This is a genomic window from Streptomyces sp. S186 (genome assembly GCF_051603415.1).
GTDB lineage: Bacteria > Actinomycetota > Actinomycetes > Streptomycetales > Streptomycetaceae > Streptomyces.
The window spans coordinates 3,775,917-3,802,508 of the sequence record NZ_CP193932.1 but is presented as its reverse complement, the minus strand read 5'-3'; the positions used below and the strand labels follow the sequence as shown (position 1 = coordinate 3,802,508).

The 26,592-nt window shown below is 74.3% G+C and carries 24 protein-coding genes; 5 read left to right on the top strand and 19 right to left on the bottom strand.

The features are described 5' to 3' along the window. Positions 1-296: 296 nt before the first annotated feature. Positions 297-992 (bottom strand): indole-3-glycerol-phosphate synthase, encoded by a 696-nt coding sequence (locus ACRAS8_RS16130; protein WP_438486750.1) that lies wholly within the window; start codon positions 990-992, stop codon positions 297-299. A 162-nt stretch (positions 993-1,154) separates the two neighbouring features. Between ACRAS8_RS16130 and ACRAS8_RS16125 the strand changes: the two genes are divergently transcribed. Continuing rightward, positions 1,155-2,762: a PDR/VanB family oxidoreductase gene (locus ACRAS8_RS16125; protein WP_438486749.1), complete on the top strand. Its 1,608-nt coding sequence runs from the start codon at positions 1,155-1,157 to the stop codon at positions 2,760-2,762. Between the two features lie 7 nt (positions 2,763-2,769). On the opposite strand, the gene ACRAS8_RS16120 is transcribed toward ACRAS8_RS16125, so the two are convergent. The 10 genes from ACRAS8_RS16120 to ACRAS8_RS16075 all read right to left on the bottom strand — a co-directional run bounded on the left by ACRAS8_RS16120 (position 2,770) and on the right by ACRAS8_RS16075 (position 12,825). Next, complete coding sequence (locus tag ACRAS8_RS16120; protein ID WP_438486748.1) at positions 2,770-3,447, bottom strand: phosphoribosylanthranilate isomerase; 678 nt, start codon at positions 3,445-3,447, stop codon at positions 2,770-2,772. Next, entirely contained in the window at positions 3,447-4,130 is a 684-nt protein-coding gene (locus ACRAS8_RS16115) for a transglutaminase-like domain-containing protein (protein WP_438486747.1), read from the bottom strand. Before ACRAS8_RS16115 ends, ACRAS8_RS16120 begins: the two co-directional genes overlap by 1 nt. Before the next feature lie 14 nt (positions 4,131-4,144). Then, positions 4,145-5,284 carry an acyl-CoA dehydrogenase family protein gene (locus ACRAS8_RS16110; protein ID WP_438486746.1) on the bottom strand — a complete coding sequence of 380 codons (1,140 nt, stop codon included), beginning with the start codon at positions 5,282-5,284 and terminating at the stop codon, positions 4,145-4,147. After that, positions 5,268-6,137 carry a tryptophan synthase subunit alpha gene (gene trpA / locus ACRAS8_RS16105; protein WP_438486745.1) on the bottom strand — a complete coding sequence of 290 codons (870 nt, stop codon included), beginning with the start codon at positions 6,135-6,137 and terminating at the stop codon, positions 5,268-5,270. The genes ACRAS8_RS16110 and trpA overlap by 17 nt, the downstream gene beginning before the upstream one ends. Before the next feature lie 2 nt (positions 6,138-6,139). Further along, positions 6,140-7,615 (bottom strand): AMP-binding protein, encoded by a 1,476-nt coding sequence (locus ACRAS8_RS16100; RefSeq protein WP_438486744.1) that lies wholly within the window; start codon positions 7,613-7,615, stop codon positions 6,140-6,142. Positions 7,616-7,802: 187 nt separating this feature from the next. Further along, positions 7,803-8,873 carry an alpha/beta hydrolase gene (locus ACRAS8_RS16095; protein ID WP_438486743.1) on the bottom strand — a complete coding sequence of 357 codons (1,071 nt, stop codon included), beginning with the start codon at positions 8,871-8,873 and terminating at the stop codon, positions 7,803-7,805. 33 nt (positions 8,874-8,906) lie between these two features. Next, complete coding sequence (locus tag ACRAS8_RS16090) at positions 8,907-9,734, bottom strand: ABC transporter permease (RefSeq protein WP_438486742.1); 828 nt, start codon at positions 9,732-9,734, stop codon at positions 8,907-8,909. Continuing rightward, entirely contained in the window at positions 9,731-10,738 is a 1,008-nt protein-coding gene (locus tag ACRAS8_RS16085; RefSeq protein ID WP_438486741.1) for an ATP-binding cassette domain-containing protein, read from the bottom strand. The genes ACRAS8_RS16090 and ACRAS8_RS16085 overlap by 4 nt, the downstream gene beginning before the upstream one ends. A gap of 29 nt (positions 10,739-10,767) precedes the next feature. Continuing rightward, positions 10,768-11,805, bottom strand: coding sequence for an alpha-ketoacid dehydrogenase subunit beta (locus tag ACRAS8_RS16080; protein ID WP_438486740.1), 1,038 nt, complete (start codon positions 11,803-11,805; stop codon positions 10,768-10,770). Positions 11,806-11,817: 12 nt separating this feature from the next. Then, a complete protein-coding gene (locus tag ACRAS8_RS16075; protein ID WP_438486739.1) occupies positions 11,818-12,825 on the bottom strand; it encodes a thiamine pyrophosphate-dependent dehydrogenase E1 component subunit alpha in 1,008 nt (335 codons plus the stop codon). A gap of 198 nt (positions 12,826-13,023) precedes the next feature. On the opposite strand from ACRAS8_RS16075, the gene ACRAS8_RS16070 reads away from it, so the two are divergent. Continuing rightward, the gene (locus ACRAS8_RS16070; protein ID WP_438486738.1) at positions 13,024-14,148 is read left to right on the top strand and encodes a cytochrome P450; all 1,125 of its coding nucleotides are present in this window, start codon (positions 13,024-13,026) and stop codon (positions 14,146-14,148) included. Between the two features lie 46 nt (positions 14,149-14,194). Here ACRAS8_RS16070 and ACRAS8_RS16065 read toward each other — a convergent pair whose 3' ends face one another. The 3 genes from ACRAS8_RS16065 to ACRAS8_RS16055 all read right to left on the bottom strand — a co-directional run bounded on the left by ACRAS8_RS16065 (position 14,195) and on the right by ACRAS8_RS16055 (position 17,100). Further along, a complete protein-coding gene (locus tag ACRAS8_RS16065) occupies positions 14,195-14,485 on the bottom strand; it encodes an antibiotic biosynthesis monooxygenase family protein (RefSeq protein ID WP_438486737.1) in 291 nt (96 codons plus the stop codon). A 125-nt stretch (positions 14,486-14,610) separates the two neighbouring features. Next, positions 14,611-15,567 carry a DMT family transporter gene (locus ACRAS8_RS16060; protein WP_438486736.1) on the bottom strand — a complete coding sequence of 319 codons (957 nt, stop codon included), beginning with the start codon at positions 15,565-15,567 and terminating at the stop codon, positions 14,611-14,613. 63 nt (positions 15,568-15,630) lie between these two features. Then, complete coding sequence (locus tag ACRAS8_RS16055; RefSeq protein WP_438486735.1) at positions 15,631-17,100, bottom strand: MFS transporter; 1,470 nt, start codon at positions 17,098-17,100, stop codon at positions 15,631-15,633. A gap of 121 nt (positions 17,101-17,221) precedes the next feature. Here ACRAS8_RS16055 and ACRAS8_RS16050 point away from each other — a divergent pair, with 121 nt between their 5' ends. Continuing rightward, positions 17,222-18,004 (top strand): SDR family NAD(P)-dependent oxidoreductase, encoded by a 783-nt coding sequence (locus ACRAS8_RS16050; RefSeq protein WP_438486734.1) that lies wholly within the window; start codon positions 17,222-17,224, stop codon positions 18,002-18,004. Here ACRAS8_RS16050 and ACRAS8_RS16045 read toward each other — a convergent pair. From ACRAS8_RS16045 to ACRAS8_RS16030, 4 genes are read right to left on the bottom strand one after another with little or no spacing between them, the layout of a single operon-like run. Then, entirely contained in the window at positions 17,953-19,290 is a 1,338-nt protein-coding gene (locus ACRAS8_RS16045; protein WP_438486733.1) for an activator-dependent family glycosyltransferase, read from the bottom strand. The two genes, ACRAS8_RS16050 and ACRAS8_RS16045, sit on opposite strands and share 52 nt — an antisense overlap. Next, complete coding sequence (locus ACRAS8_RS16040) at positions 19,287-20,933, bottom strand: FAD-binding protein (RefSeq protein ID WP_438486732.1); 1,647 nt, start codon at positions 20,931-20,933, stop codon at positions 19,287-19,289. The genes ACRAS8_RS16045 and ACRAS8_RS16040 overlap by 4 nt, the downstream gene beginning before the upstream one ends. A 34-nt stretch (positions 20,934-20,967) precedes the next feature. Next, positions 20,968-22,218 (bottom strand): beta-ketoacyl synthase N-terminal-like domain-containing protein, encoded by a 1,251-nt coding sequence (locus ACRAS8_RS16035; protein WP_438486731.1) that lies wholly within the window; start codon positions 22,216-22,218, stop codon positions 20,968-20,970. Continuing rightward, positions 22,215-23,477, bottom strand: a complete 1,263-nt coding sequence (locus ACRAS8_RS16030) for a beta-ketoacyl-[acyl-carrier-protein] synthase family protein (protein ID WP_438486730.1) — start codon at positions 23,475-23,477, stop codon at positions 22,215-22,217. The genes ACRAS8_RS16035 and ACRAS8_RS16030 overlap by 4 nt, the downstream gene beginning before the upstream one ends. A gap of 330 nt (positions 23,478-23,807) precedes the next feature. Between ACRAS8_RS16030 and ACRAS8_RS16025 the strand changes: the two genes are divergently transcribed. Both ACRAS8_RS16025 and ACRAS8_RS16020 read left to right on the top strand, forming a co-directional pair. After that, the gene (locus tag ACRAS8_RS16025) at positions 23,808-24,884 is read left to right on the top strand and encodes a serine hydrolase domain-containing protein (RefSeq protein WP_438486729.1); all 1,077 of its coding nucleotides are present in this window, start codon (positions 23,808-23,810) and stop codon (positions 24,882-24,884) included. Beyond that, entirely contained in the window at positions 24,881-25,648 is a 768-nt protein-coding gene (locus tag ACRAS8_RS16020) for an SDR family NAD(P)-dependent oxidoreductase (RefSeq protein ID WP_438486728.1), read from the top strand. The genes ACRAS8_RS16025 and ACRAS8_RS16020 overlap by 4 nt, the downstream gene beginning before the upstream one ends. Before the next feature lie 69 nt (positions 25,649-25,717). Here ACRAS8_RS16020 and ACRAS8_RS16015 read toward each other — a convergent pair whose 3' ends face one another. Then, on the bottom strand, positions 25,718-26,581 hold the full coding sequence (locus ACRAS8_RS16015) for a class I SAM-dependent methyltransferase (RefSeq protein WP_438486727.1): 864 nt from the start codon (positions 26,579-26,581) through the stop codon (positions 25,718-25,720). Positions 26,582-26,592 lie beyond the last annotated feature (11 nt).

The window sequence follows — 26,592 nt, the reverse complement described above, 5'->3', positions numbered from 1 at the left end:
GCAGGCAGGCGCTCTGCTCGGGGGCGCCGGGCGGCCGGTCTCCGGCTCACAGCGCTGGGCAGTCACGGCAGCGGCGGTCTCCCGCAGGGGCTCGACCAGGGCCCGGAACTCGTCCGGGGCGAGCCCAGCCTGCTCCGAATACCCGTGGCCGATCAGGTTGGTCACCTGACGGTCGAACTCCGCTCCTGCGTGGAAGATCTCCGGTGGTGCCGGCCCTGACTGCTCGGTCAACTGGGTTCCTCCCGTGGGGGGGTCGAGGTTGTCGGGGTGGGTGGGGCGGCGGATATGGGCCTCGGTCACATGTGCATGCCTGGCGGGGTGTTGACCGTTGGCCAGGCGTTCAGGTCCGGTGACCGCAGCAGCGCGGTGGCGACCAGCAGTCCCCGGTAGCCGGCCGCCAGCAGGCGCGCCGCCGCCTCCGGCCCGTCGATGCCGCCGGCGCTCACCGGGCAGGGCGTGCCCGCGGCCCGGACTGCGGGCAGCAGGCGCAGGCTGCGGCCGAGGTCGCCGGCGCCGCGCTCCCGGTCCCCGATGTCCTTGTTGTTGACGGCGATCACGCACTCCTCGGGGTGCGGTACGCGTGCCAGCTCCTCCTCCGACGTGATTTCGACGAACGGGGTGAGGCCGGTGCGCAGCGCGCCGATGACGAGCGTGCGCAGGGTCCGGGCCGGCAGCAGCCCCGCGGTGAGCAGCACGGCCGAGGCGCCCAGCTCCCGGGTCTCGGTGAGCTGGGCGCGGCGGGTGACGAAGTCCTTCCGGAGCAGCGGCAGCACGGTGTGCTCCCGCACCTCCCGCAGCAGGGCGTCGGTGCCGCCGAACCAGCGGCCGGTCACCACGGACAGGCAGGGCGCGCCCGCAGCCTCGTAGGCGGCGACGACCTCGGCGGGGGTACGGCCGGCGAGGAGGTCGGTGCCGTGCGCGTCCCGCCGCTTGACCTCCATGATCAGCGGTCGTTCGGCGGCCAGGAGTGCCGTGACGAAGGGTGAGTTCATGACCGGTGTTGTACCGGGGGCCGTTGGTACGGCGTTGGTGCGCAACTGGAGCCGCCCCGGCGGGCGGTGGGCCGCTGTCCGGCACGAGCCGTACTCAAGTGGCGGCTGGGACCTTGGGACGTTGATGTCGACGCACGGCACGACAGGAAAGAGAGGTCTTCCGTGTCCACCCTCCCTCTGGACCGGCCGGCACCGGCCCCCCCGAGCGAGCGCGCGCGAGCCGACCGGCAGGAGCGGGCGGCCCGGTCCCGCCCGCGCAGACGCAGCAAGAAGAAGGACGGGAAGGGTTTCCGGCTGAGCGCCCGCGGACGGAAGCTGACGCTCGCCCTGCACATCGCGTCGTCGGTCGGCTGGATGGGCCTGTCCATGTCGATGGCGACTCTCGCCCTCATCGGCTATCTCACGACGGACCCGGGCATCGCCAAGGGCGCGTACTACGCGATGTACGTCTTCGACGAGACCACCGTGTCGATCGTGAGCCTCGTCAGCGGGGTCACCGGCGTCCTGCTGGGCTGCGGCACGCCCTGGGGACTGCTGCGCCACTGGTGGGTGCTGGTCAAGTGGGCGCTGGCACTGTCGGTCGCGCTCTTCGCCTGGGTCTACACGCACCCGCTGGTGCTGATCGCCGCCGCGCAGGCGGGTGAGGCGGAGGGCGGCACCTACCGTCCCAGCACCGAGGGCGCCCTGCTGGCCTGGACGGTCCCACCCGTGTTCGGGCTGCTGGTGTTCCTGTCGCTGCTCTCCGTCTACAAGCCGTGGGGCCGCACGGCGCGCGGGCGCCGGCACGCCGCCGCAGGGCGCGCCCAGGCCGCCGGGGCGGCACCGGGCGGCGACACCCCGGTCACCGTCACCGCCGTCGACCGGCTCGCCGACGACGTGGTGGGGCTGCGGCTGGCCCTCGTCTCCGGCCAGGCGGCCCTCTGGGCACCCGGTGCCCACATCGACCTGGTGCTGCCGTCGGGCCTGGTGCGCCAGTACTCGCTCCATGGCGACCCGGACGACCGGTCCGGTTACCGCGTCGCCGTGATGCGAGAGCCGGCCGGGCGGGGCGGCTCCGTGGAGGTGCACGGTCTGTCGGTGGGCGACCGCCTCGCGGTGCGCGGCCCGCGCAACCACTTCCCACTCGCCGAGGCGGAGAGCTTCCTCTTCCTCGCGGGCGGCATCGGCATCGTCCCCTTCCTGCCCATGATCGCCGAGGCGGAGCGCCGGAACGCCACCTGGCGGCTGGTGTACGTGGGGCGCGGCCGGGACACGATGGCGTTCCGGACGGAGCTGGAGAAGTACGGTCCGGAGCAGGTCCTGATCTGCCCCCGGGACACGGCGGACCGCCCGGATCTGGCCGCGCACCTCGCGGCGAGCCCGGACGGTACGGCCGTGTACTGCTGCGGACCGGACCGGATGATGCGGGCGGTGGAGGAGCTGATGCCGACCGCCTGCCCCTCGGGCCGGCTGCACCTGGAGCGCTTCACGGCCAGTGCGCGCGAGACCGGACCGCAGGACGACCGGCCGCTGGAGGTCGAACTGCGCTCCACCGGAGAGGTGGTGACGGTCGACGCCGGCCAATCCGTGCTGGACGCGCTGCGGGAGGCCGCGCCGGGGCTCTCCGCCTCCTGCGAGGACGGCCTCTGCGGCAGCTGCGAACTGCGCGTCCTGGCGGGCACCCCGGACCACCGTGACGACGTGCTCTCCCGCGCGGAGCGGGAGCGCACCGACGTGATGTACCCGTGCGTCTCCCGCGCTCGCGGGGACCGGCTGGTGGTGGACCTGTAGGGGGCGCTCACCCGGAGGGGGCCGGGGCCGGACCGCGCCAGGCGCGGGTCACGGCCCCGGCCTTCGCGGCGTCGAGGGCCCCGTCTTCCCGGCGGGCGGCGGAGTCCACGTCGATGCCGAGGAAGCCGGGCCGGGCGGTGACCGCGGCGTAGTCCGCGCGGTTCTCGGCGCCGATGCCGCCGGCCAGCAGGAACGGCCGGGTGAGCCGGCCGGCCAGCGCGGCGGCCGCCGGCGGGTCCAGCGGTCGGCCGGTGGAACCCAGCCGGCCGTCCGCCGCGGAGTCGAGCAGGAAGACATCGGTGCCGGTCCGCTCGTACGCGCCGATCAGCGGGGCCTCCGGGCAGTGGGTGCGTTGCAGGTGCAGCACCTTGACGACGGTGAGGTGGGGCAGCTCCCGCTTGAGGGCGCGGACCAGCGCGGGCGGCTGGAAACCGTGCAGCTGCACCCACTCCACCCCGGCCCCGGCGGCGGCCGCCACCAGGGCCGCCCGCTCGCGCGCGAGGGTGACCAGCACCGGCGTCAGGTCGCAGGCCCGGGCCGTGGCGGCCAGCTCGGTCAGGCGCGCGGCGGACAGCTCGGCCCGGCCGCCGGGCACCCCGTGCCACAGCCCGACGAGATCGGCCCCGGCCGCGGCGACGGCGCGGACCTCCTGGGCACGGACCGCGCCGCAGAACTTGACCCGCATCAGGTGCCGTCCGCGCGGGCGGCGTCGCCGGTGAGGGAGCCCGCCGCGAAGCGCGTCCGGCCGGGGCGGAACAGGCCCGGGTGGGCGGCCCGGAGGTCGGCGAGGACCGCTTCGTAGGGCAGGTCGTCGAAGACGCCGTGGTCGCGGACGATCTCCATCTGCCGCCGGCCGTCGCGGCCGTACGGGTGGTGGACGCTGTCGCGGGTGCCGTCGAAGTCGAGCGGGGTGATGCGGTAGAGGCGGCACAGCGTCCGGTTGAACACCGGGGTGGCCTTCACCCAGCGGCCGTCCAGCTGCACCGACGTGAGGCAGTGCTGGTGGAAGACATCCCCGCCGAGCAGCCCGATGAGGCGGGGGGACGCCAGGTGGTTGCGCACATCGGTGAGGACGAGGCGGGCCGGGATGCCCAGGGAGCGCAGCACGGCGGCGTAGACGACCGACTTGTGCAGGCACATGCCGGACCCGGCGCGCAGCACCCGGGAGGCACGCAGGCCCTCGCGGCTCAGGTCGGCTCCGTACACCTCGTAGCGGATACCGTCGCGGACCGCGTAGTAGAGGGCGACGGCCTGCTCGACGGGGGTCGCGTCGGGGGCGAGGGCGGACAGGTGGGCGGCGGTGAAGTCCGCCACCTCCGGGGAGTCGTGGTCGAGGAAGGCGGTGGCGCGCAGGGCGTCATCGGTCACGGTGGGCTCCAAGGTCAGAGGCCGAGCAGGCTGGCTATGCGGTTGCGCTGGATCTCGGAGGTGCCGGAGTAGAGCGTTCCGGCGACGGCGTTGCGCAGCTCCTTCTCGATGCCGTACTCGGCCATGTAGCCGTTGCCGCCGAAGATCTGGACCGCGGCGAGGGCGGAGGCGACGTTGGCCTCGCTGGTGATCAGCTTGCTGATGGCGATGTCCTCGGTGACGTTCTTCCCGGCCGTCATCTTCTCCGCGGTGGCGTAGAGCCACCGGCGTGCGTTCTCCACGCCTATCCGCATGTCGACGAGCTTGTGGGAGACCGCCTGGTACGAGCCGATCGGTGCCCCGAACTGGCTGCGGCTCCTTGCCTGGTCGAGGCAGCGGGTCAGGCGGTGGTGCATCTCGCCCGCGGTCACGATGAAGGAGCAGAGGATCTCCCACTTCATCACGTGGTCGAGGACGAGGAAGCCGCCGCCGGGTCGCCCGATGACGTGATCCGCCGGGACCCGGCAGCCGTCGAGGAACAGCTCGCTCAGCGGCGAGGTGCGCAGCCCCATCTTGGCGACGGGGTGCCCCACGTCGAGCCCCGGTGTGCCGCGCTCGACGAGGAAGGCGGTGATGCCGAGGGGCCCGCCGTCCGGATGGGTGCGCGCGTAGATGACGAAGACATCGGCCACCGGGCCGTTGCTGACGAATGCCTTGCCGCCGGTGAGGACGTACGTGTCGCCGTCGCGGACGGCCCGGGTGCGCATTGCCAGCGCGTCCGATCCGCTGTCGGGCTCGCTGATGGCGTGGGCGCCGATCAGCGAGCCCGCGCAGACACCGGGGAGGTAGCGCTCCTGGAGCGCGGGCGAGCCGAACCGCTGGAGGGGGACGCCGGTGCTGGCGAGATGGGTGCAGACGGAGAAGTTCAGCCCGGCGTCGCGGCAGCCCTCGCCGAGCCCCTCCAGCACGTACATGGTGGTCAGCAGAGACCGGCCGAGGCCGCCCCAGCGTTCCTCGAAGGGGAGGGAAAGCAGGCCGGTGCGGCGCACCGTCTCCCATTTGGCGCGGGAGAACTCCGCCGCGGCGTCTTGGGCGACGTGCCCGTCGCTCAGCTCGTCGAGCCAGGGGCGCAGGCCCGCGCGCAGTTCCTTCTGTTCGTCAGTCCAGCACCTCATGGCGGTCCGTCCTTTCGTCGTCGGTGGGCGGGCCGGCCGGCCGCACGCCCAACTCGCCCACGAGGCGGACGAGTTCACCGGACGGGTCGCGCCGCTCGGTGTGAGCCCGCTCGATCCGGGCCACCGCCGCGCTGCCGACCACGGCCGCGTCGGCGCCGGCGGCACCGAGCAGGGAGACGTCCGCGGCGGTGCGCACCCCGAAGCCGACGGCGACCGGGGCCGGGGTGGCGCCGCGCAGCGCGGTGACGGTCCGGGCGAGCGCGGCGCGGTCCAGGGGCCGGTCGGTGCCGCTGCGGCCGTAGTGGGCCACGAGGTAGACGTAGGCGGTGGCGTCCGCCGCGGCCCGGGCCACCACCGGCGCGGTGGAGACGGCGTAGCAGGTGGCCACGGTGGGCAGCGCGGCCTGCGCCGCCGCGTCGAGGTAGGTGTCGCGGCGGCGGGGCGGCAGGCCGTGCAGCAGCAGCCCGTCGCAGCCGGCGGCGGCCGCCTCACGGGTGAAGCGCTCCTCGCCGATGTCCTTGACGGTGTGGCTCCAGTCGGCGAGAAGCGCAATGCGCAGCCGGCGCAGCGAGGGGCGGACCGCGGCGACGGTCGCGAGGACGCCGGCCGCGGTGGTGCCCGCGTCCAGGGCGCGCCGGGCGGAGCGCCGGATGACGGGCCCGTCGGTGACGGAACCGGGGAAGGGCACGGCGAGTTCGAGGCAGTCGACGCCCTGCTCGTCGAGGGCGGCGGCGATCTCGGGCAGCCGGCCGAGCGGCGGGTCACCGGCGTTGAGGAAGACGGCGAGCCCCGGCCGGCCCGGGTGCCGTCCGGCGAAGAAGCCCGGTGCGGGCGGACGGGGGCGGTGCTCCACGGCTACCGCACCCCGCTCGTGGGCCGGCCGGCGTCCGCACCGAAGTAGCGCCGGGTGACGCAGGCGCGGTCCACCTTGCCGGTGGTGGTCCGCGGCAGCGCCTCGGGGACGACCCGCAGGGTGCTGGGGATCGCGGCGCGGGCCAGCCGGGGCGCCAGATGGCCGCGGAGCACGAGGCTGTTGAGCCCGGCGGCGGCCTCCGCGCGGACCACGGCGTGCAGCAGCCGCCCGGCGACCGGGTCGGGCAGCGCCACCACCGCCGCCTCCTGCACCTGCGGGTGGTCGAGCAGGACGGTCTCCACCTCCTGCGGATTGACCCGCACGCCACGGACCTTGACCTGGAAGTCGGTGCGCCCTTCGAGGTGGTGGACGCCGTCCGCGTCGCGGCGCACCAGGTCGCCGCTGCGGAAGTAACTGCGCCCGGCCTCACCGCCGGGATGCGGGGCGAAGCCGGCCGGGGCGCCGGGGCCGAGGTAACGGCCGGCCTGGAAGGGCGTCGAGACGTGGAGTTCGCCGCGCCCGGGGCCGTGGACGACCGTGCCGTCCTCGGCGACGAGGAGGGTGTGGACGCCCGGCAGCGGCCGCCCCAGCGGCAGCGGGTGGGTGGCGGTCGCGGGGTCGATCTCGTACAAGAAGCTGTCGTTGGTCTCGGTGCAGCCGTAGAGGTTGTGGAGGCGGGCCGCAGGCAGGAACGCCGGCAGTGCGGCGAGGAGCGGCGCGGGCAGTACGTCGCCGGTGGTGAGGGCGTGCCGGACCGAGGGCAGCCGGTGGCCGCCGCGGGCGCGGGCGGCGTCGGCCAGCAGCTGGAAGCAGAGCGGGACCGCCTGGACGACCTCGACACGGTGCCGGTCGATCAGATCCAGCAGATATCCGCCGCGGGTGGCGCGGTCGGGGTCGACGAGGACGGCGCGGCCGCCGTGGGCGAGCGTCGTCCACACGTCCAGTAGGCACAGGTCGAAGTTGAGGGGTGCGTAGTTGAGCACGGCCGTCCCCGGGCCGATGCCGAACCGTGGGCCGGCCCAGGCCACGAAGCGGTCGACCGCGCGGTGGCCCAGCGGTACCGCCTTGGGCACGCCGGTGGAGCCGGAGGTGGTGAGGATGAAGCCGGTGCCGTCCGGGCGGGGCGGGGCGGGCGGGTACGGGTCCGACTCCGGGGCATCCGCGAGGGGCTCGACGGTGCCGCTCACCCCCGCCCGCGCGTGCAGCTGTTCCCGTACCGCCGCGCCGAGCTGCGGGGAGGCCAGCAGGAACGGGCGGCGCTCCAGCAGACAGGCGAGCACCAGTGCGACGGTGCCCGGTGTCTTGGCCGCCGGGACGGCCACGGGGTGCTCGGCGGGCCGGCCGAGGAGCGCACGGTGCGCCGTGGCCAGGCGCAGCAGCCGACCGTACGAGATCTCCGCACGGTCGTGCACGAGCGCCGTGGCGTGCGGCCGGCGCCGTGCCTGGGTGAGGAATGCGTCCACGAGCGTGCGGTCCATACGGGCCTGTCCTTGTCCTGGTCGTCCCGGTCTCCTGGCCTGTCGGTACCGATGGTCGGTTCGCGCTCTGGAGCCTGGTTCGAGCCGTGGTGTAGAGGGCGGGCGCCAAGACGCCACGTGCCGTGGACCCGGGGGTGGTCCACGGCACGTGGGGGGGAGGCCGGCCCCGGGGGATCGGGCCGGCCGGTCAGCTGCCGCCGGCTACCCGGCGGTCGATCCATTCCTGGACCCGGCCGTACCAGAGGGCGGTGGTGCGGTGCAGGTTGAGCACATGGCCGGTGTGGGGGACCACGTAGGTCTCCAGGCGGGCCGCCGGACCGTAGAGGGGTGCGGCGGCGGCCCGCAGGGTGGCGGAGCTGGTGCAGTCGCTGCCGCCGTCGCCGCAGATGAGCCGGTCGTCGCTGCCGACGACGACGAACACCGGGACGCGGATGCGCTTGTTGAGGGAGGTGTCGCCGTAGCCGGGGTCGGCGGGGTAGACGTCGGGCTCCGGATGGAGTTCGTCGCGCACCACCACCCGCGGGTCGGCGGTCTCCGGGGCGTAGAACCATTCGGCCTTGGCGCCGGGGCGCAGGGCGAGGTAGCCGTCGTCCAGACCGCGCCCGGCCAGCAGCGGATGGCGGCGGGCCGGTCCGTAGAGGGAGCCCATCTTCTTGAAGGCGGCGGCGCTGGGCGGGGCGCCCTCACCGGTGAGGACCAGTCCGTCGACGTCCCCGGGGTGGTGGACGGCGACCATCCGGGCGAGGGTCGCGCCGAAGGAGTTGCCGACGAGGACGACCTTCCCGAAGCCGCGGTCCCGCAGCCGCTGCACGACCTGGTGGACGACGAACTCGTGGGTGCGGTCGGTGTAGCGGGAGCTGGGCGGGGCGGAGCTGCGGCCGGTGCCGAGCCGGTCGATGGCGAGCGCGGCGTGCCCGGATCGGGCAGCGGCCTCCACGTACGAGGGGGCGCGCGGAGTGCCGCGCACCGTCCAGTACGTGCGGTCGTAGGTGCCACCGTGCAGCAGCAGCTGGACGGTGGTGGAGCGGCCGGCGCGGGGGCCGCACAGGGTGCCGGCGATCCGCTGGTCGGCGGGAGCGCCGGGGGCCATCGCGACGGTGGCGGAGAACGGAACGCAGTGGACGGTGCGGGCGGGCGGCGGGGCGGTGGCGTCGGTGCGGGGCGCGGGTCCGGCGACGGCCGGGCCGGGTACGGCCGTGAGCAGCAGCGCGGCCGTACCGGCGGCGGACGCCAGCCGGGCTCCGAGGCGCAGGGACATGGGAGTCTCCGGGTGTGGGGTCGGGTGGGGTGGTCAACCGGTGAGGTTGCGGAACCGGCGCACCGACAGCGGGAAGAAGACCGCGAAGAGGACGACGGGCCAGACGACCGCCATCACCGAGGCGTGCTGCACGATCCAGGAGGAGCCGTCCCAGCCGGGGTTGCCGAACAGTTCGCGGGCGGCGGTGACCGTCGACGAGAGCGGGTTCCACTCGGCGATCGTCCCGAGCCAGCCGGGCATCGTGGCGGGTGCGACGAAGACGCTGGTGAGGAAGCCGACCGGGAACTCCAGCGTCTGTACGAGGGTGATGCCCTCGGGGCCCTTCATCAGCAGGCCGAAGTAGATGCCCAGCCAGGACAGGGCGAACCGCAGCAGCAGGAGCAGCCCGACCGCGGCGAGCGCCTCGCCGGTGCTGCCGTGCACCTCCCAGCCGACGGCGAGGCCGACCCCCAACAGCACGGCCAGGGCGAGCACGGAGTTGAGCATGTCGGTGACACACCGGCCGAGGAGGACGGCGGACGGCGCCATCGGCATGGCGCGGAAGCGGGAGGTGACGCCGCGGTTCTTGTCGGCGGCGACGGCCGTGACCGTCTCGCCCATGCCGAAGACCATCGTCATCACGAACATGCCCGGCATGAGGAACTCGCGGTAGTTGCCACCGCCGGGCACCTTCATGGCGCCGCCGAAGAAGTAGCCGAACATCAGGACCATCATCACGGGGAAGAGCAACCCGCTGATGACGGTGCCCGGTTCGCGGGTCCAGTGGACGAGGCCGCGCAGGGTGATGGTCCAGGCGTCGGCGAGGGCCCAGCGGAGCCGGGCCACCGGGCCGCGGGGGAGTGCGGGGATGGTGATGCTCATGCGGTCGTGGCCTCCTGGGTCGACTCCGGCTCCGCGTCGGGCTGCGCCTGTGCGGGTGGGGTGGGGTCCCCGGTGAGATGGAGGAAGACCTCGTCGAGGGTGGGGCGGCGCAGCGCCACATCCTCGGCGACGATGCCCGCGGCGTCGAGCGCGCGGACGGTCTCGGTGAGGGCCGCGCCCCGGTCCCGTACGGCCACGCTGACCTGGCGGGTGTCCGCGTCGGCCACCGGCTCGCCGTCGCCGATCCGGGCCAGTGCGGCCGTCGCCGCGGAGAGGGTGTCGGCGCGGGCCACCACCACGTCGATCCGGTCGCCGCCGATGCGGCGCTTGAGCGCTTCGGGGGTGCCCTGGGCGATGACCCGGCCGGAGTCGATCACGGAGATGCTGTCCGCGAGCTGATCGGCCTCCTCCAGGTACTGCGTGGTCAGCAGCACCGTGGTGCCGCCGTCGACGAGGGAGCGGACGGCGTCCCAGACCTCGTTACGGCTGCGCGGATCGAGGCCGGTGGTGGGCTCGTCGAGGAAGAGCACCGGCGGTGCCAGGACCATGCCCGCGGCCAGGTCGAGACGGCGGCGCATGCCCCCGGAGTACGCCTTGACGGGCTTGCCGCCGGTGTCGGTCAGCCGGAAGCGCTCCAGCAGTTCGTCTGCGCGGCGCCGGGCGGCGGCCGGGGAGAGGTGGTAAAGCCTGCCGAACATGGTCAGGTTCTGGCGACCGCTGAGCGCCTCGTCGACCGCGGCGTTCTGGCCGACCAGCCCGATGCGGTACCGCACCTCGGCGGCCTGCCGGGCGACGTCGTACCCGGCCACCTCGGCACGGCCGCCGTCGGCGCGCAGGAGGGTGGACAGGATGCCCACGGTGGTGGTCTTGCCGGCGCCGTTGGGGCCGAGTAATCCGCACACCGATCCCTCGGGCACCTCCAGGTCGAGCCCGTCGAGCACGTCGGTGGTGCCGTAGCGTTTGCGGAGCCCCTCGGCGAGGACGGCCGGTTTACGCGATTCCACGTTCTTTCCTTTCGGTCGCTCTGTCCCACTCAGTACGGCCCGACGAAGCCGGCGTCGACACCGGCGAGGGCGGGTACGGCGGGTCGCTCCGCGCCGACCAGCTCCAGACAGGCGGCGGCGATCTGCTCCGCACCGGGATGGAACGCCTCCTCCAGCGGCCAGGACACGGGCGCCGGACAGTCGGGCGGCGTCACCCGCCTTACAGGACAACGGAGTTGGCCCGGGACATTCTCGGCTATGACGGCGGCGACCTCGGCCGAAAAGCCATATCTGGCCCAGCTGGTGTCCGCCACCACCACGCGTCCGGTCTTCGCCGCCGAGGCGCAGATGATCTCCTCGTCCAGCGGCCGGATGCTGCGGACGTCCACCACCTCGACGCCGATGCCCTGCCGGGCCAGCAGTTCGGCGGCGCGCTCGGCCTCGTGGACCATCAGGGACGCCGCGATGACCGTCACGTCGCCGCCGTGTCGGGCGATGCGCCCCTTGCCGAACGGGACCGCGGCCCGGGCCTCGGGCACCTCGCCCTCGACGGGGTAGAGCGAGCGGTTCTCCATGAGCACCACCGGGGTGTCCGCGCGCAGGGCGCTGAGCAGCAGGCCCTTGGCGTCGGCGGGTGACGCCGGGGCCGCGACGTACAGTCCGGGAAAATGGCCGAAAACGGCGTGCAGGCTCTGCGAATGCGTGGCGCCCTGCCCCCAGCCGCGGCCGACGACGCCGCGCATGACGACGGGCACCCCGCCCTTGTCGCCGTACATGTACCGCCACTTCGAGGCCAGGTTGATCAGCGCGTCCATGGCCAGGAACATGAAGTCGGCGCGGGTGTGCACCACCAGCGGACGCAGTCCCTGGGCGGCGGCGCCGACGCAGATACCGGCGACCGCGTTCTCGCTGTTGGGGGTGTCGATGACCCGCTCGGCGCCGAAGCGTTCGAAGGCGCCCCGGGTGGTGCCGTAGGAGCCCTTGTGGTCGTCGACGTTCTGCCCCGCGACGATGATGCTCGGATCGGCCGCCATGGCCTCGACGGTGGCCTCGGCGATCGCCTGCCAGTACGTGAGCTTCCGTGTCATCGCGCTCTCCTGTCAGCTCGCGTCGGCGGGGCGCTCGTAGGCGCCGTCGGTCAGCCGGCCGGCGGCGGGGTACGGCGCGGCCTTGGCGGCGGCGACCGCCAGCCGGGCCTCGTCACGGAACTCCTCGTCCCAGGCGGCGAGTTGCTCCTCGATGCCGGACATGGCAGCGCCGAGCCGGTCGGCGGCGCGCCGCACGGGGCAGTGCCGCTGCCACTCCTCGACCTCGTCGTGCGGGCGGTCCACACCGTTGTCCCAGCCGGGGCCGACGTGTTCGCGCCAGCGGTAGGTGGCCAGTTCCAGGAAGTACGGGCCGCGGCCGGCGCGACAGTGGGCGACGGCCCGGCGGGCGGCCTCGTGCACCGCGGTGACGTCGTTGCCGTCGAGATGCTCGGCGACGATGCCGTACCCGCGGGCCCGGTCGGCGATGCGGACTCCGGTGGGCTGGCGGGCGGCGAGCGGTGAGGAGATGGAGTAGGCGTTGTTCTCGCAGACGTAGACCACCGGGATCCGGTGGACGGCGGCGAAGTTCAGCGACTCGTGGAAGACGCCCTCCTCGGCGGCGCCGTCCCCGAAGAAGGTGGCGACCACGCGGTCGGTGCCCCGCTTGGCGAGCGCCCAGGCCGCTCCGGTGGCGACGGAGATCATCTCGCCGAGGATCGCGGCGGAACCGGCGAAGCCGGCGGCGTGGTCGGTCAGGTGCACCGAGCCGCCGCGGCCGGCGGCGCAGCCGGTCTCCTTGCCGTGCAACTCCGCGACCATGTCGGTGAGGTCACCGCCCTTGGCCAGGTAAGGGGCGTGGCTGCGGTGACCGGTATAGACGAGGTCGTGGCCGCGCAGCGCGGCGCACACCCCGACGGCCGCAGCCTCCTGGCCGATGGAAAAATGGACGGGGGTACGCATCTGCTGCTCGTCGCGGTACAGGTCGGCCAGTTCCTCCTCCACGCAGCGGATGCGCACCATCTCCCTGAGCAGTACGGCCGGTTCGGCGGTCCGGTCGTCCGGTGTTGTGGGGGTCGGCACGGCCGACGTCACCTCCGCAGCTCGACAACGGCGAACGCGGCCGATCCTCGCCCCGGCCGATGGAGCACTGGTGGAGCGGGAACCGAGCGGGCCGGACGCCCGGTCCGGCCGCTCGACCGGGGCTCCGCCGCCCGCGCCTAACCTTCGCGTCACACGCGGCGCGAACCGCCCGCGCCGGGAGGGAGAGAGATGCCGCAGATGGCTACGGCAGAACGGGAGTGGGGCCGCCGCCTGCAACTTGTTCAGGGCCTCCACTGGCTGTACGGGGAACAGGGCGACCCCTACGCCGCCCTGTTGCGGGGCCACCCGGCCGGGACGCGGGAACTGTACGACCGCTGCCGCGCCCGCGGTCCGCTGTGGCGCAGCCGCCTCGGCACCTGGGTGTGCACCGCCCACGGCGTCGCGGCCGAGCTGACGGCCGTGCCCCGGCAGCCGCCCGGCGGGCCGGGACAGCAGCCCCGGACGGCCGTCACCTGGGACGAGGGCCTTGCCGCGGCCGGCCCGCCGGACCCGTTCGACCTCGGCCGGGCCCACGCGGCGGCCGAGGAGGGCTGCGCCCGGCTCCTGCCGGGGCCGGGCGGCACCATCGATCTGGTGGCCGAGGTGGCGGCGCCGCTCCCGGTCCGGATCCTGGCCGAGCTGCACGGGTTGACCGGGGCGGACGCCCGGCGGCTGGCCGGTGCCCTGGCCGCGGCCGCGCCCGCGCTCGACGCGGCGCTGGCGCCGCCGTCCTGGCCGGAGGCGGCGGCGCTGCTCACCGCGGTGGGCGAGCTGCGGGCGCTCCTCGGCGACCGGGCGGCGCGGCGGGTCGTGGTGGCGGCGCGGATGGCGCGGGAGCTGACCGCTGCGGCGCTGCACGCCCTGATGCCCCGGCCCGGCACGGACGCGCCGGACGGGCGGGGGCCGGACCGGGCGGCCCGGATCGTGACGGAGACGCTGCGCCACGACCCGCCGGTGAAGGTGGACGCCTGGACCGCGGCCGCGGAGTTCGAGGTCGCCGGCGTGCGGATCGGTGCCGGGGAGCAGGTGGCCGTCCTGGTGGGCGCCGCGGGCCGGGACCCCGGCGTCTTCGCCGACCCGGACCGCTTCGACCCGGACCGCTTCGACCCGGACCGCTCAGGCTCCCGTGGCCGCGGGCCCGAGCCGCTGATGCCGGCGCCGCACGGTGTGGCGGCCGGGCCGTTCGCCCGGGCGGTGGCCGAGGCCGCGGTGGGAGCGGTGGCCGGGCACGCCCCCGGGCTGCGCGCGGCGGGTCCGGCACTGCGGCGCGCCCGCCGGCCGGTCACGGGCGGGCTGGAGCGGCTGCCGGCCGTGGCGGGCTGAGCGGCCGCGACGGGGAGGGCCCGTGGGCACGGTCCCTCCCCGTGCGTCAGGCGGTGCGCTCCAAGAGCGTGGTGTAGAGGTGGGGTTCACCGGTGGCCAGGGCGCGCAGCGCGTCCCGGTGCTCGGCGAAACCGGGCTGTTCCAGGGCGCGCCGGAAGGACGCGCGGTCCTCCCACTCGGCCACGTTGACGTACGCCTTCGGATCGTCGGCGTGACGCAGCAGGCGGTGGCGGACGAAGCCGGGCTGGGCGGCGAAGAACGCCGAGGTCCGCTCGAAGGCCCGCTCGAACTCCGCGGCCGTCCCGGTGACGGTGAACCGGTTGATGAAGGTGAGCACAGCGACTCCTGTCGTGGAGGGTCTTTCGGCAAGGGGGCGGGTCTTCCTACGGGGCCCGCCCGGCCCGGGAGTGCGGAGCCCGTCCCGGCACACGGCGGCAGGCCCCGGCATACGGCGCGCGGCGGTCAGCGCACCGCGGTGGGACGGGGGGCGGCGGGCGATCCGGCTGCGGCGTGCGGCGGGGTGCCTCGGCGCGGCAGCAGGCTCAGCACGACACCGGCCACGATGACCGCCGTGCCCAGCGCCTCCCGCGCCGTCAGGGCGTGTCCCTCCAGCAGCACCGTGCCGGCGGTGAGCACCACCGGCACCAGGTACAGCACGCCGGACGTCCGCAGCGCGCCGTCGTCGCGGATCAGCCGGGCGAAGCACCAGTAGATCAGACCGGTGTTGAGCACCCCGAGCACCAGCAGTGCGCCGATGACGGCGGGTGACCACTGCGGGGCGCGGTCGAACCCGCCGTCGGGCAGGTTGATCGCGGACCAGCCGACGCCGATGACGGCCTGGGTGGTGGCGAGCACCAGCGGTGGCATGCCCTCGCCGCCCTCGCCCGCCGGGCCCATCAGCTTCTCCATCAGCAGCATGGACCAGCCGTAGGCGAGCGCCGCGACCGCGTTGACGGCGGCGCCCGCGGACAGCCAGGCGGCGCCCGCCTGCCACGGCGCGTACAGCACCAGGACCCCCGCGAAACCGATGACCAGCCCCGCGGTCGGCAGGGGGGCGAGGCGGCCGCGGTGGCGCGGTGCGAGGCAGAGCACGGCGACGCAGAGCGGCACGCTGGCGTTGAACACCGACACCATGCCGACGTCGCGGCCCGTGGCGTCGTCGACGAGGGCGACGAGGAGGACCGGCAGCGCGTTGGCGAGGAAGGCGATCAGCACCAACTGCGCCCAGATGCCGGGGCGGCGCGGCAGCCGGGCGTCGCTGCACAGCAGCACGCCCAGCATGGCTACGGCACCGATGGTGATGCGGACGAAGCTGAACTGCGCCGCGTTCAGCCCCTGGAAGGCGATTTTGATCCAGAAGTAGCTCGATCCCCACATCAGGGCGACGGCGGCGAAGCGCGCCATGGAGGCGTAACGCACGGCATTGCCTTTCGGTCTCTCGGAGGTCTTTCGGGGTTCTTCACGGAGGTCTCCCGGCTGCGCTCAGCCGGTGGTCCCCCGGCGGCCCGCGGTGTTCCCGGCGGCGCCCGACGGGCGGATGAAGAGGGCGACGGCGAAGGCGGCCGCCGCGCAGCAGGCACCGGCCGTGAAACTCGCCGACATGCCTGCCACGAAGCCCGCGGCGCCGGGGTCCGCGGCCCGCTGGGCGTGCGTGGCGACGGTCACCAGCACCGCCAGGCCCAGTGAGGCGCCGACGGTCTGCAGCGCGTTGTGCACGCTGGACGCCGCGCCCGCCTCGCTGCTGCGCAGCCCGGAGGTGCCGAGGATGGTGGCGGGGATGACGCAGCACGCCATGCCGGAGCCGAAGACCAGCAGCGCCGGCAGCACGGTGTCGCCGTAGCCGGAGCCGGGCGTGAGCTGCGCGAGCCAGAGGTTGGCGACGGCGAGCAGCGCGGCACCCGCCAGCATGAGGCGCCGGGGCCCGATGCGCCGCTCCAGCCGCACCGCGACGCCCGACATGGCGATCATCGTGAGGGCGATGGGCGTCAGCGCGGCGGCCGAAGCGAGCGGGGTGAAGCCGGCGGTCTGCTGGAAGAACTGCACCAGGAAGAAGCCGGTGCCGATGAGCGCGCCCTGCACCGCGAAGGTCGCCCCGTACGCACAGGCGCGGTTGCGGTCGGCGAAGAGCCGCAGCACCACCACGGGCTGCTCGGCCCGGCGCTCGACGAACAGGAACAGCGCCAGGAGCGCCAGTCCGGCGGCGATCGTCGCGGCCACCAGCGGGTCGTCCCACGGGTGTTCGGCGACCCGGGCGAGGCCGTACACCAGCGCGGCGGCGGCCCCCGTCGACAGCAGGGCGCCGGCCAGGTCGAAGCGGCCCCGGGTGCGCCGCGTCTCCGGGACGACCAGCGGTACGCAGACCAGGACCACCAGGCCCAGCGGGACGTTCAGCAGCAGCAGTCCGCGCCAGGAGGTCAACGAGGAGAGCGCACCGGAGAAGAGCAGCCCGCAGGCGGTGCTGGCCGCGCCGACGGCCGTGTACACGGCGATGGCCCGCTTGCGCGCGGCGCCCTCGGGGAACCGGCTCAGCACCAGCGCGAGCGCGCTCGGCACGGCCAGCGCGGCGCCCAGCCCTTGCACGGCGCGTACCGCGACCAGGAATTCCCCGGCTGGCGCCACCGCGCGCAGCACGGCGGACAGGGTGAACAGCGTGACGCCCGCGAGGAACACCTTGCGGCGCCCCAGCAGGTCACCGGCGCGGCCACCGAGGAGGAGCAGCCCGCCGAAGGGCAGCAGGTAGGCGGTGACGACCCAGCTCAGGCCGACGGGGGTGAGGCCCAGGTCGCGGCTCATCGCCGGCAGGGCGATGTTCACCATCGACTCGTCGAGCATGACCATCGCGTTGCAGGCGGCCAGCAGCCCGAGCACGAGCCCGCCGCCGGCCGCACCGCGCGGCTGCGGTGCCGGCGGCGGTGCGGACGGCGCCGGTGGTTTCGATGTCTGCGCGGGCATGCCGTGCCTCCTGGGGTGCCGGGGTCGGATCGGCCGGCGGACGCGTGCGGACCGGCGTACGCACACCGTGGCAAGGCGCACTAGAGCGTCCTTCGAGCGCCGGTGCCTAATCTCCGCAGTCATGACGACCTCTCACCCGAACCCGTACGGCTCCACCCGGGGACGGCCCGCGGTCCTCGTCACCGGCGGCGGTACCGGCATCGGCCGGGCCACCGCCCGGGCGTTCGCGGCGCGGGGCGCGCAGGTGCTGGCGGTCGGCCGGACGGCACGGACGCTCGCCGAGGCCGCGGCCGGTCACCCCGCGATCCGCCCTTTCCCCGCCGACCTCACCGACCCGGAGGCACCGGAACGGATCACCGCCGCCGCGCTCGACGCGTTCGGCAGGCTCGACGTGCTGGTGCACAACGCCGCGGTGGTGCGGCCCGAACCGGCCGGGGCGATCACCCGGGCGGCCGCGCTGGAGCAGGTGGAGACCAACCTGCTGGCGCCGCTCCTCCTCACCCGGGCCGCGCTGCCCGCTCTCACGGCGGCGCGCGGCACGGTCGTGACCGTCGGCACCGCCGCCTGCCTGGGGCGGCGCGCCTTCCCGGGGATGTCGGTGTACGGCGCGACCAAGACCGCGCTGGACTCCCTGGTGCGCTCCTGGGCGGCGGAGCTGGCCCCGCGGGGTGTCCGGGTGGTCGGTGTGGCCCCCGGGGAGACGGACACCGGCATCGGCGCCCGCATGGGGTGGAGCGCCGAGGAGATCGCCCGCCACCAGGACGAGGCCGCCGCGCGCACCCCCTCCGGCCGGGTGGGCCGGCCCGAGGAGGTGGCGTGGTGGATCGTTCAGCTGACCCGGTCCGAGGGGAGCTATGCGAACGGGACGGTGGTGGCGGTGGACGGCGGTGCCTCGGTGCTGTGAGTCCGGCCGTCGTTCCGGGTGCGGGACGCCGCGGTCATCCGTTCCAGGACCGGCACGAGGTCGTTGGGCGACGGCTCGGCGAGGACCTCGGACCGCACCCGCGCCGCCGCGGCGGCGAACGACGGTTCGTCCAGCAGCCGTTGGACGGCCGCGCGCAGCGCCCCGGCCGTCAGCTCACCGGCCGGCAGCGACAGCCCGTAGCCCAGCTCCGCCATCCGCCGGGCCTTGGCCTCGGTGTCCCAGCCGTACGGGAGCATCACCTGTGGGACGCCGTGGAGTTCGGCGGTGGCACGCGTCCCGACCCCTCCGTGGTGGACGACGGCGGCGCAGGTCGGCAGGAGGTTGTTGAGGGGGACGAAGTCGACCAGGCGGGCGTTGTCCGGGACGGTGGGCAGCTGCGCGCGGGCCTCGGCGCCGAGCGTGGCGACGATCTCCGCGTCCAGGTCGGCCAGGGCGTCGAGCACCGCGCCGAAGGAGAACCCGCCCAGTTCCCCGGAGAGGCCGAGGGTGAGGCAGACCCGGGGCCGCTCGGCCGGGGCCCGCAGCCAGTCGGGCACCACGGAGGGGCCGTTGTGCGGGACGTAGCGCACGCCGACGGTCGGCAGACCGAGGTCCAGCCGGGAGGCGGGCGGGGTGATGTCGACGGTCCACTCGCCGGTGACCAGCTCCTCGTCGAACCCGAGGCCGGGGTCGTAGCGCCGCACCACCCGGTCCAGCCACTCCGCCATGGGGTCCGGCCCCGGGCCGCCGGGCAACTCGGCCGACTGCCGCAGGAACGCCTGCCGGGCCCGCACCGTGATGTCCACACCGTGCAGCAGCCGGGCGTGGGCGGCGCCGGTCACCCGCGCCGCGACCGCGCCCGCGAAGGTGTGCTGTTCCCAGATCACCAGGTCGGGGCGGTAGTGGCGGGCGTAGGCGATCAGGTCGTCGAGCATCGGGTCGTTGCTCACCGAGGCGTGCAGCGCCGACACCGCGATGGTCTCCAGGGCCAGCAGCGACTCATGGGTCCACCGCTCAGGGTGGTCGCCGGTGAAGTCGAAGCCCTGGACGTGGTCGGAGCCCTCCTCCAGGATCTGCGCGAGGAGACCGGGCGCCCACGGGTCGTCGGCGTACCAGCCGGCGGTGCCGACCGGTACGGCGGTCAGGCCCGTACCGGTGATGTGGCCGGTGAGGTCGGGGTGGCTCGCCACCTGCACCTCATGGCCGGCGGTACGCAGCGCGGAGGCCAGCGGGACCATCGAGAAGTAGTGGGTGTGGTGGGGGAACGCGACGAACAGGACCCTCATCGGCCGGCCTCCGGGCGGACGGACAGGGGCGTGCCGCCGAAGACGCCGCGGGGGTCCCAGGTGGCCTTGACGCGCCGCAGCCGCGGATAGGCGTTCCCGTGGTAGAGCCGGTGCCAGGGCACGCCGGAGGTGTTCCACGCGGGGTCGGCCATGTCGATGTCCGGGTAGTTGATGTAGCAGCCGTCGCTGTCGCGTCCGGGCGCCGGGACGCCGCCGGTGTCGGCGTACACGTCGCGGTAGAGGCGGCGCAGCCAGTCGACGCAGGCGGCGTCCGCACCGGCGTCCTGCCAGGTGTTCATGTAGAGCGCCTTGAGGACGGAGTCGCGGTGTGCCGAGGCGGTGGCGCCCGGCGCGGCGGTGTTGATCCGGCCGCCGAACGACTGGAGTGACACCGACAGGGCGTCGTGCGGCGGGGCGGGGGCGTTGAGGCGGTCGTACAGGGTGTCCGCCTGCTCCGGGCGGTAACCGCGCCGCAGATACGCCGACTTGATCTTGAAGCGGCCGCTCTCGCCGTCCTGCGCGGCGGCGAGGGAGCGGGTGGCCGCGAGCCAGGGCGACGCGGCGGGCGCGGGCAGCCGCCCGGCGCCGCCCAGCCCCTCCGCCAGCGCCTCGAAGTACTCCCGCAGCAGCCGGGCGGCGCCGGGCCGGTCGCCGTCCATGTGGGCGTGCGCGGCGGCGGCCGGCCCCTCTTCCCCGGAAGCGGTACGGCCGTAGAGCACCAGCCCCCCGAAGAGACCGGCGTACGGGGAGCGGGCGCCGCTGTGCTGTTCGTGCCAGCGGCCGTGGTTGCGCAGCAGGCGCCGCAGCGCCGCCCGGTCCAGGCCGTCCCGGGCGAAGTTCAGCCGCCCCGTCAGCACGGTGGCGGGCGGGCGGGGTAGCAGCAGCGCGGGGTCGTCGTGGTGCGCGGGGGCGCCGGGCGAGCGGAACCAGTAGCGCGTCACCACGCCGAAGTTGCCGCCGCCTCCTCCGGTGTGGGCCCACCACAGCTCGCGGTGCGGGTCATCGGGCTCCCGGGTGGCGACGACGGCGCGGGCCCGGCCGGCGGCGTCCACGACCACCACCTCGACCGCGTACAGGTGGTCGGCGGCCAGCCCGTGCGCGCGGGAGAGCGCGCCGTAGCCGCCGCCGGCGAGGTGGCCGCCCAGTCCGACGGTGGCGCTGGCGCCGCCGGGCAGCGTGACGCCCCAGCCGTAGTAGAGCTTCTCGTACACGTCCAGTAGCCGCGCGCCGGCCTCGGCCATGAAGGCGCGGCGCTGCGGGTCGTAGGCGACGGCGTCCATTTCGCCGAGGTCGAGGACGAGCCGGACCGCCGGGTCGCCGACGAAGTTCTCGTAGCAGTGCCCGCCGCTGCGCACCGCGATCCGCTTGCCGTCCCGGACGGCCGCACCGGCCGCCGCCACCACCTGGGCGGTGCTGGTGGCCAGGCAGAACGCGTCGGGGCGGGCGGTGAACCGCTTGTTGCTGCCGCGCTGCGCCAGGTCCGGGTAGCGGGGATCGTCCCGTGTGACGAGTGCGCCGCCCCGGGTGGGCCGGGCACCACCGCCGTCGGCGCGGGCGGGCGCGGGGACGGCGGTGGCGAGCCCGGCGGCGGCACCTGCCGTGAGCACCCCGGAAACAAAACGGCGGCGGCTGGGGACGGTCATCTCTCGCCCTTCTGTCGGTATTTCGGTATTGCGGTCATCGCTCGGGCAGGCCGCGGCCGACCACGGCCGCGGAGTTGAAGCCGCCCCGGCCGCGCGCCAGGACCAGCGCCCGGCGCAGCGGCAGCTCCCGTACCCCGGTGACCAGGTCCACGGGGCAGTCGGCGGCCGGGCGGAGCGTGCCGACGGTGGGCGGCACGACCTGGTCGCGGAGGGCGAGCAGGGCGGCTGCCAGATCGAGCGAGGCGCCGCCGGCCAGCAGCCGCCCGGTCATGGACTTCGGTGCGGTGACGGGCACGGCGCGCGGCCCGAACACCTCGGCGAGAGCCTCGGCCTCCGCGCGGTCGGCGGCGCGGTCGGCGGCGGCGTCCGCGAAGACGACGTCGATGCCGTCGGGCGTCACGCCCGCATCGGCCAGGGCGAGCCGGGCGGCGTCCGCCAACCGGGACCTGCCGGGGCCGTCGAAGGTGGTGCCGTAGCCGTCGAACGACCCGTGGACGCGGGCGCCGCGGGCCCGGGCCGTGGCGGCGTCCTCCAGGACGAACAGGGCACCGCCCTCGCCGACGACATGGCCACGGGCACCGGCGTCGAAGGGAAGGTAGGCGCGGGCCGGGTCGGTGGACCCGCTGAGCCGGCCGTCGGCGAGGTGGGCCGTCCATCCCCACGGGCACAGCGACGAGTCGACGCCACCGGTGACCATGGCCCGGCCGCCCTTGCGGAGCTGGCGCCTGGCGTGGGCGACGGCGTCGATACCGCCGGCCTGTTCGGTGACGACGACCCCGCTGGCCCCGCGCAGCCCGTGCCGGATGGAGATCTGGCCGGTGTTGACGGCGTAGAACCACGCGAAGGACTGGTAGGCGCTGACGTGCCGGCCGCCCTTGCTGCGCAGCGCCTCCAGCTCCCGCTGCCCGAACTCGAAGCCGCCGGCGGAGCTGGCCGTGACCACGCCGACGCCGTACTCCCGCTCCCCGGCAGGCCCGGTACCGGAGTCGTCGAGCGCCTCCTGGGCGGCGGCCAGCGACAGCCGGGTGACCCGGTCGGTCTGCGGCAGCAGCCGGCTCGGCAGGTGGTCCTCGTCGACGAAGCCGGGGACCTCGCCGGCGAGCCGCACCGGGTAGCGCGCCGCGTCGAAGCGGGTGAGCGGGCGGATGCCGCTCACCCCGCGCAGCGTCGCGTCCCACCAGGCGGCGGTGGTCAGCCCGTTGGGCGCGGCGACGCCGATGCCGGTGATGACGGCGTCGCCGGTGCGCCGCGGGGCCGCGGCCCGCGCGGGGGTGGCCGTGGTCATGCTGCCTCCCGCGGTCGCGGCCGGGTCAGGACGATGGCGCTCTGGAATCCGCCGAAGCCGCTGCCGACGCTCAGCACGGTGTCGGTGCGCTGCTCGCGGGCGGTCAGCGGGGTGTAGTCGAGGTCGCAGGCCGGGTCGGCCTCGTGGAGGTTGGCGGTCGGTGGCACGGTGTTGTGCTCGATGGCCAGGGCGCTGGCCGCCACCTCCAGGGAGCCGATGGCGCCGAGCGAGTGACCGATCATCGACTTGATGGAGCTGACGGGCGTCCGGTAGGCGTGGTCGCCGAGGCTGCGCTTGAACGCGGCGGTCTCGTGCCGGTCGTTCTGCTTGGTACCGGAGCCGTGGGCGTTGATGTAGTCGACGGCGGTGGGGTCCAGCCGCGCCTCGTCGAGCGCGGCGCGGATCGCCTCGGCCATCTCCACCCCGTCGGAGCGCAGCCCGGTCATGTGGTACGCGTTGCTGCGCCCGGCGAACCCGGCGATCTCGGCGTAGACATGGGCGCCGCGCCGACGGGCGCGCGCGTACTCCTCCAGGACCAGCACGGCCGACCCCTCGCCCAGCACGAAGCCGTTGCGGGTGCGGTCGAAGGGCCGGGAGGCGGTCGCCGGGTCGTCGTTGCGCGGGCTGGTCGCCTTGATGGCGTCGAAGCAGGCCACGGTGATGGGGGAGATCGGCGCCTCGGTCGCACCGGCCACCATCACGTCGGCGCTGCCCTCGCGGATGAGGTCGACGGCGTGTCCGAGGGAGTCGAGCCCCGAGGTGCAGCCGGTGGAGATCAGCGAGACGGGGCCGTGGGCGCCTACGGTGCGCGCCACCTCTGCCGCGATGGAGCTGGGCACGAAGTAGTCGAAGAGATGCCGGACCGCCTTGGTGTGGTCGACCTCCCAGGCGCTGCCGTCCCCACTGACCACCGCGTACTCGGTGTCGAGGCCGGTGGTGCAGCCCACCGCGCTGCCGAGGGTGACGCCGGTGCGTACCGGATCCAGGTCCTCCAGCCCGCTGTCGGCCAGTGCCTCGCGGGCGCTGACGACGGCGAACTGGGCGGCCCGGTCGAGCCGTTCGGCCTCGTCGGGCGTGAAGCCGTGGTCAGCCGGGTCGAAGTCGGCCTCGGCGGCGATGCGGGAGCGGTAGGCGGAGGCGTCGAAGAGGGTGATGCCCCGGGTGGCGGTGCGCCCCGCGGTGATCAGTTCCCAGAATCGCGCGACGCCCGTGCCGCCGGGAGCCACGATGCCGATCCCCGTGATGACGACCCGCCTCATCGGTTGTGCCTCACAGTTGTCCTCCAGAGGTGAGCTGACTGCGCCGCGTCACACCGGCGGACCGGGCCGGGTACGGCGAGGGGCGCGGCCGCCGCTCGCCGGCGGGCTCGTCACCGCGGCACACCGGCACGGTGTCCGGTCGGCGGGCGGTCTCGGAGCGCGGCTTCGTAGTGCCTGAGCCTCACCCACCGAACTGGAGAACGACTCGAACCTCCCCCGGCTCCCACCGGCGCGAGCCGGGCTCCAGCCGCGCCCGGGCACCGCTCGATTCCCTGCGGACACCGTCGAGGCACAGGAATCCCGAACCGACTTCCGTGGAGGTCTCCCGACATGACGCAGACGACGACAGGCCGGCCGGAGCAGACGGCCCTTCAGCAGGCGGTGCAGCAGGCCGCGGACCAGCTCGTCGCCCTGGGCGCGGCGGGCGTGCAGTTCCGCGTCGCCCGGGGCGACATCTCGTTCGTCGTCACCTCCGGCGTCGCCGAGCTGGGCACCGACCGCCCCGTCCCGGCCGACGGCCGCTTCCGCATCTCCTGCATCACCAAGCCGTTCGTCGCCGTGGCGGTTCTCCAACTCGTCGCCGAGGGACGGATCGACCTCGACCGGACCGTGGAGAGCTACCTTCCCGGTCTGCTGCCGCACGGCGAGAAGATCACCATCCGTCAGCTGATGCAGCACACCAGCGGGCTGTACAACTACATGGACTCGTTCCAGAAGCCCGGCGACCGCTTCCTGAGGGACCGCTACAAGCACTTCGAGCCGGAGGACCTCGTCGCCATCGCGGCGGCCAAGCCCCTGGAGTTCGAGCCGGGCAGCAAGTTCGCGTACTGCAACACGAACTACTTCGTCATCGGCCTGCTCATCAAGAAGGTGACCGGCCGGTCCTACCGCGACGAGATCACCGAGCGGATCCTGGAGCCGCTCGGGCTCACCGATACGTTCCTGCCCGGCGACGACCCGAACATCCCCGGGCCGCACGCCCACGGCTACATGCAGATAGGCGGCGAATCCGTCGACGTCACGCTGATGAACCCGTCCGAGGCCGGCTGTGCCGGAGAGATCATCTCGACCACCGCCGACCTCGACCGCTTCTTCACCGCCCTGTTCAGCGGCAAGCTGCTGAACGAGCCCGAGTTCACCGAGATGACCACCGTGGTGCCGGAGGACATGATCGAGGACCTCCCGATGGGCATCGGCTACGGCCTGGGCATCATGAAGCTCGGCAACGACAAGGACCTCGACCTGTGGGGTCACGGCTCCGGCATCCCCGGGTACTCCACCTTCGCCGCCACCACGCGCGATCTCGACGCGCGTGTCCAGCTGTCCTTCACGCTGGGCGACAGGGACTTCAGCGTCGAGGCCGAGGAGGCGGTCGTCCGCGCTGTCAACACCGCCCTGTGCTCGTGAGCCCGGCGCCCGCAGGGGATGTGGCGCGGGCCGTCGTCATCACCGGCGGCGGCACCGGGATCGGGGCCGCCGCCGCCCAGACCTTCGCCGAGGACGGTGCGCATGTCCTGATCGCCGGACGCAGCGCCACCTCCCTCAGGGAGACCGCCGGGCGGAACGACCGGATACGTTATGTGGTGTCCGATGTCCTCGACGACGGCGCACCGGATCTCATCGTCTCCACCGCGCTACGGGAATTCGGCCGTATCGATGTTCTGGTGAACAATGCCGCGCATCCCGGATTCGGCGCACTCGCCACCCTGGAGCCGGAAACCGTCCGGGCCCAGATCGGCACCAATCTCCTCGCCCCGGTATTTCTGACGCAACGCGCACTGGACGCGCTGGAGGAAAGCAGCGGCGTCGTGGTGAATGTCGGCTCCGCCGGGGCGCTCGGCCGCCGCGCCTGGCCGGAAAATTCCGTGTACGGCATGTCCAAGGCGGCGCTGGATTTCCTGACCCGCACCTGGGCCGTGGAGCTGGCACCGCGTGGCATCCGCACGGTGGGCATCGCCCCGGGCGTCGTCGACACGGGCGTCGGGGTGCGCGCCGGGATGCCCCGGGAGGCGTACGAGGGGTTCCTGGCGCAGATGGCGGAGCGGATCCCGGCGGCCCGGGTCGGCCGGCCGGAGGAGGTCGCCTGGTGGATCGTGCAGCTGGCACGGCCGGAGGCCGGGTACGCCAACGGCACGGTGCTCGCGGTGGACGGCGCGCTCTCCGTGACCTGACCGCGGGCGGCACGCCGTACGGAGAATGGCCCCGGGAAGCCCGGGGCCATTCTCCGTACAAGGCCGATCTCAGCGGTCGACGGACGCCGTCACATACCGGACCGGGACGTCGATGCGGATGATGCCGTCGGCACCGCGCAGGGCGTCGAGAGAGGTGATCAGCCGGGTGCGCAGCGCCTCGGCCTCCGCCTGCGGCAGGTGCTGCCACAGCAACCGCATGCCCTGGGTGTGCGACCAGTCGACCCACGCCTCACCGGACCGTGCGGTCATCTCGACCACCTCGTCGGCGATCTCCACCTCGGTGTATCCGGCGGTGTGCAGTGCCGCCTCGAGATCGCCCGGCTCCTCCAGCCAGGAGTGCAGCTGGCGGTGGAGCTGCTCGGGGTGCCAGGCGGAGGGCAGGTGATCGAGGAGAGAGATCGGGACCCAGCGGCTGAAGAGCGGCGGCAGGAAGGGGAAGGTGTCGCGGCGGAAGACCGGGCTGGTGAAGGCGATCCGGCCGTCGTCGCGCAGCAGGCGCGCGTACCGGGCGAGCGCCGCACGGGCGTCGGGCAGGAAGATCAGGCTGTAGCTGCCGAGCACGAGGTCGAAGGAGCGCTCTGGCAGCTCGGGGTGTTCGCCGTCCATGACCCGCAGGTCGACGTTGCCGATGCCCTGGCGCTCCGCCTCCTGGCGGGCCTCGGTGATCATCGCCTCGGCGATGTCGATACCGAGCGCGTATCCCTCGGGCCCGATCGCGCGGGCGGCCGGCAGCAGGGTGGCGCCGAGCCCGCAGCCGACATCGAGCAGCCGCTGCCCGGGGCCCGGTGCGGCCCGTTCCACCAGGCGCCTGCCCATCGGGGTGAAGAAGTCCACGCCCAGCCGGTCGTAGGTGGCTGCGGCGCCGTTGAAGGCGGCGGTGACTTTCGTCTTGTAGGTGTTCGTGGTCTGCACGGTCGACTCCT

Coding starts and splice junctions, on each gene's coding strand:
- ACRAS8_RS16045 (WP_438486733.1), bottom strand. CDS start 19,290: ATGAGGGTCCTGTTCGTCGCGTTCCCCCACCACACCCACTACTTCTCG.
- ACRAS8_RS16050 (WP_438486734.1), top strand. CDS start 17,222: ATGACGACCTCTCACCCGAACCCGTACGGCTCCACCCGGGGACGGCCC.
- ACRAS8_RS16040 (WP_438486732.1), bottom strand. CDS start 20,933: ATGACCGTCCCCAGCCGCCGCCGTTTTGTTTCCGGGGTGCTCACGGCA.
- ACRAS8_RS16055 (WP_438486735.1), bottom strand. CDS start 17,100: ATGCCCGCGCAGACATCGAAACCACCGGCGCCGTCCGCACCGCCGCCG.
- ACRAS8_RS16035 (WP_438486731.1), bottom strand. CDS start 22,218: ATGACCACGGCCACCCCCGCGCGGGCCGCGGCCCCGCGGCGCACCGGC.
- ACRAS8_RS16030 (WP_438486730.1), bottom strand. CDS start 23,477: ATGAGGCGGGTCGTCATCACGGGGATCGGCATCGTGGCTCCCGGCGGC.
- ACRAS8_RS16070 (WP_438486738.1), top strand. CDS start 13,024: ATGGCTACGGCAGAACGGGAGTGGGGCCGCCGCCTGCAACTTGTTCAG.
- ACRAS8_RS16100 (WP_438486744.1), bottom strand. CDS start 7,615: ATGGACCGCACGCTCGTGGACGCATTCCTCACCCAGGCACGGCGCCGG.
- ACRAS8_RS16090 (WP_438486742.1), bottom strand. CDS start 9,734: ATGAGCATCACCATCCCCGCACTCCCCCGCGGCCCGGTGGCCCGGCTC.
- ACRAS8_RS16025 (WP_438486729.1), top strand. CDS start 23,808: ATGACGCAGACGACGACAGGCCGGCCGGAGCAGACGGCCCTTCAGCAG.
- ACRAS8_RS16120 (WP_438486748.1), bottom strand. CDS start 3,447: ATGCGGGTCAAGTTCTGCGGCGCGGTCCGTGCCCAGGAGGTCCGCGCC.
- ACRAS8_RS16080 (WP_438486740.1), bottom strand. CDS start 11,805: ATGACACGGAAGCTCACGTACTGGCAGGCGATCGCCGAGGCCACCGTC.
- ACRAS8_RS16110 (WP_438486746.1), bottom strand. CDS start 5,284: ATGAGGTGCTGGACTGACGAACAGAAGGAACTGCGCGCGGGCCTGCGC.
- ACRAS8_RS16095 (WP_438486743.1), bottom strand. CDS start 8,873: ATGTCCCTGCGCCTCGGAGCCCGGCTGGCGTCCGCCGCCGGTACGGCC.
- ACRAS8_RS16130 (WP_438486750.1), bottom strand. CDS start 992: ATGAACTCACCCTTCGTCACGGCACTCCTGGCCGCCGAACGACCGCTG.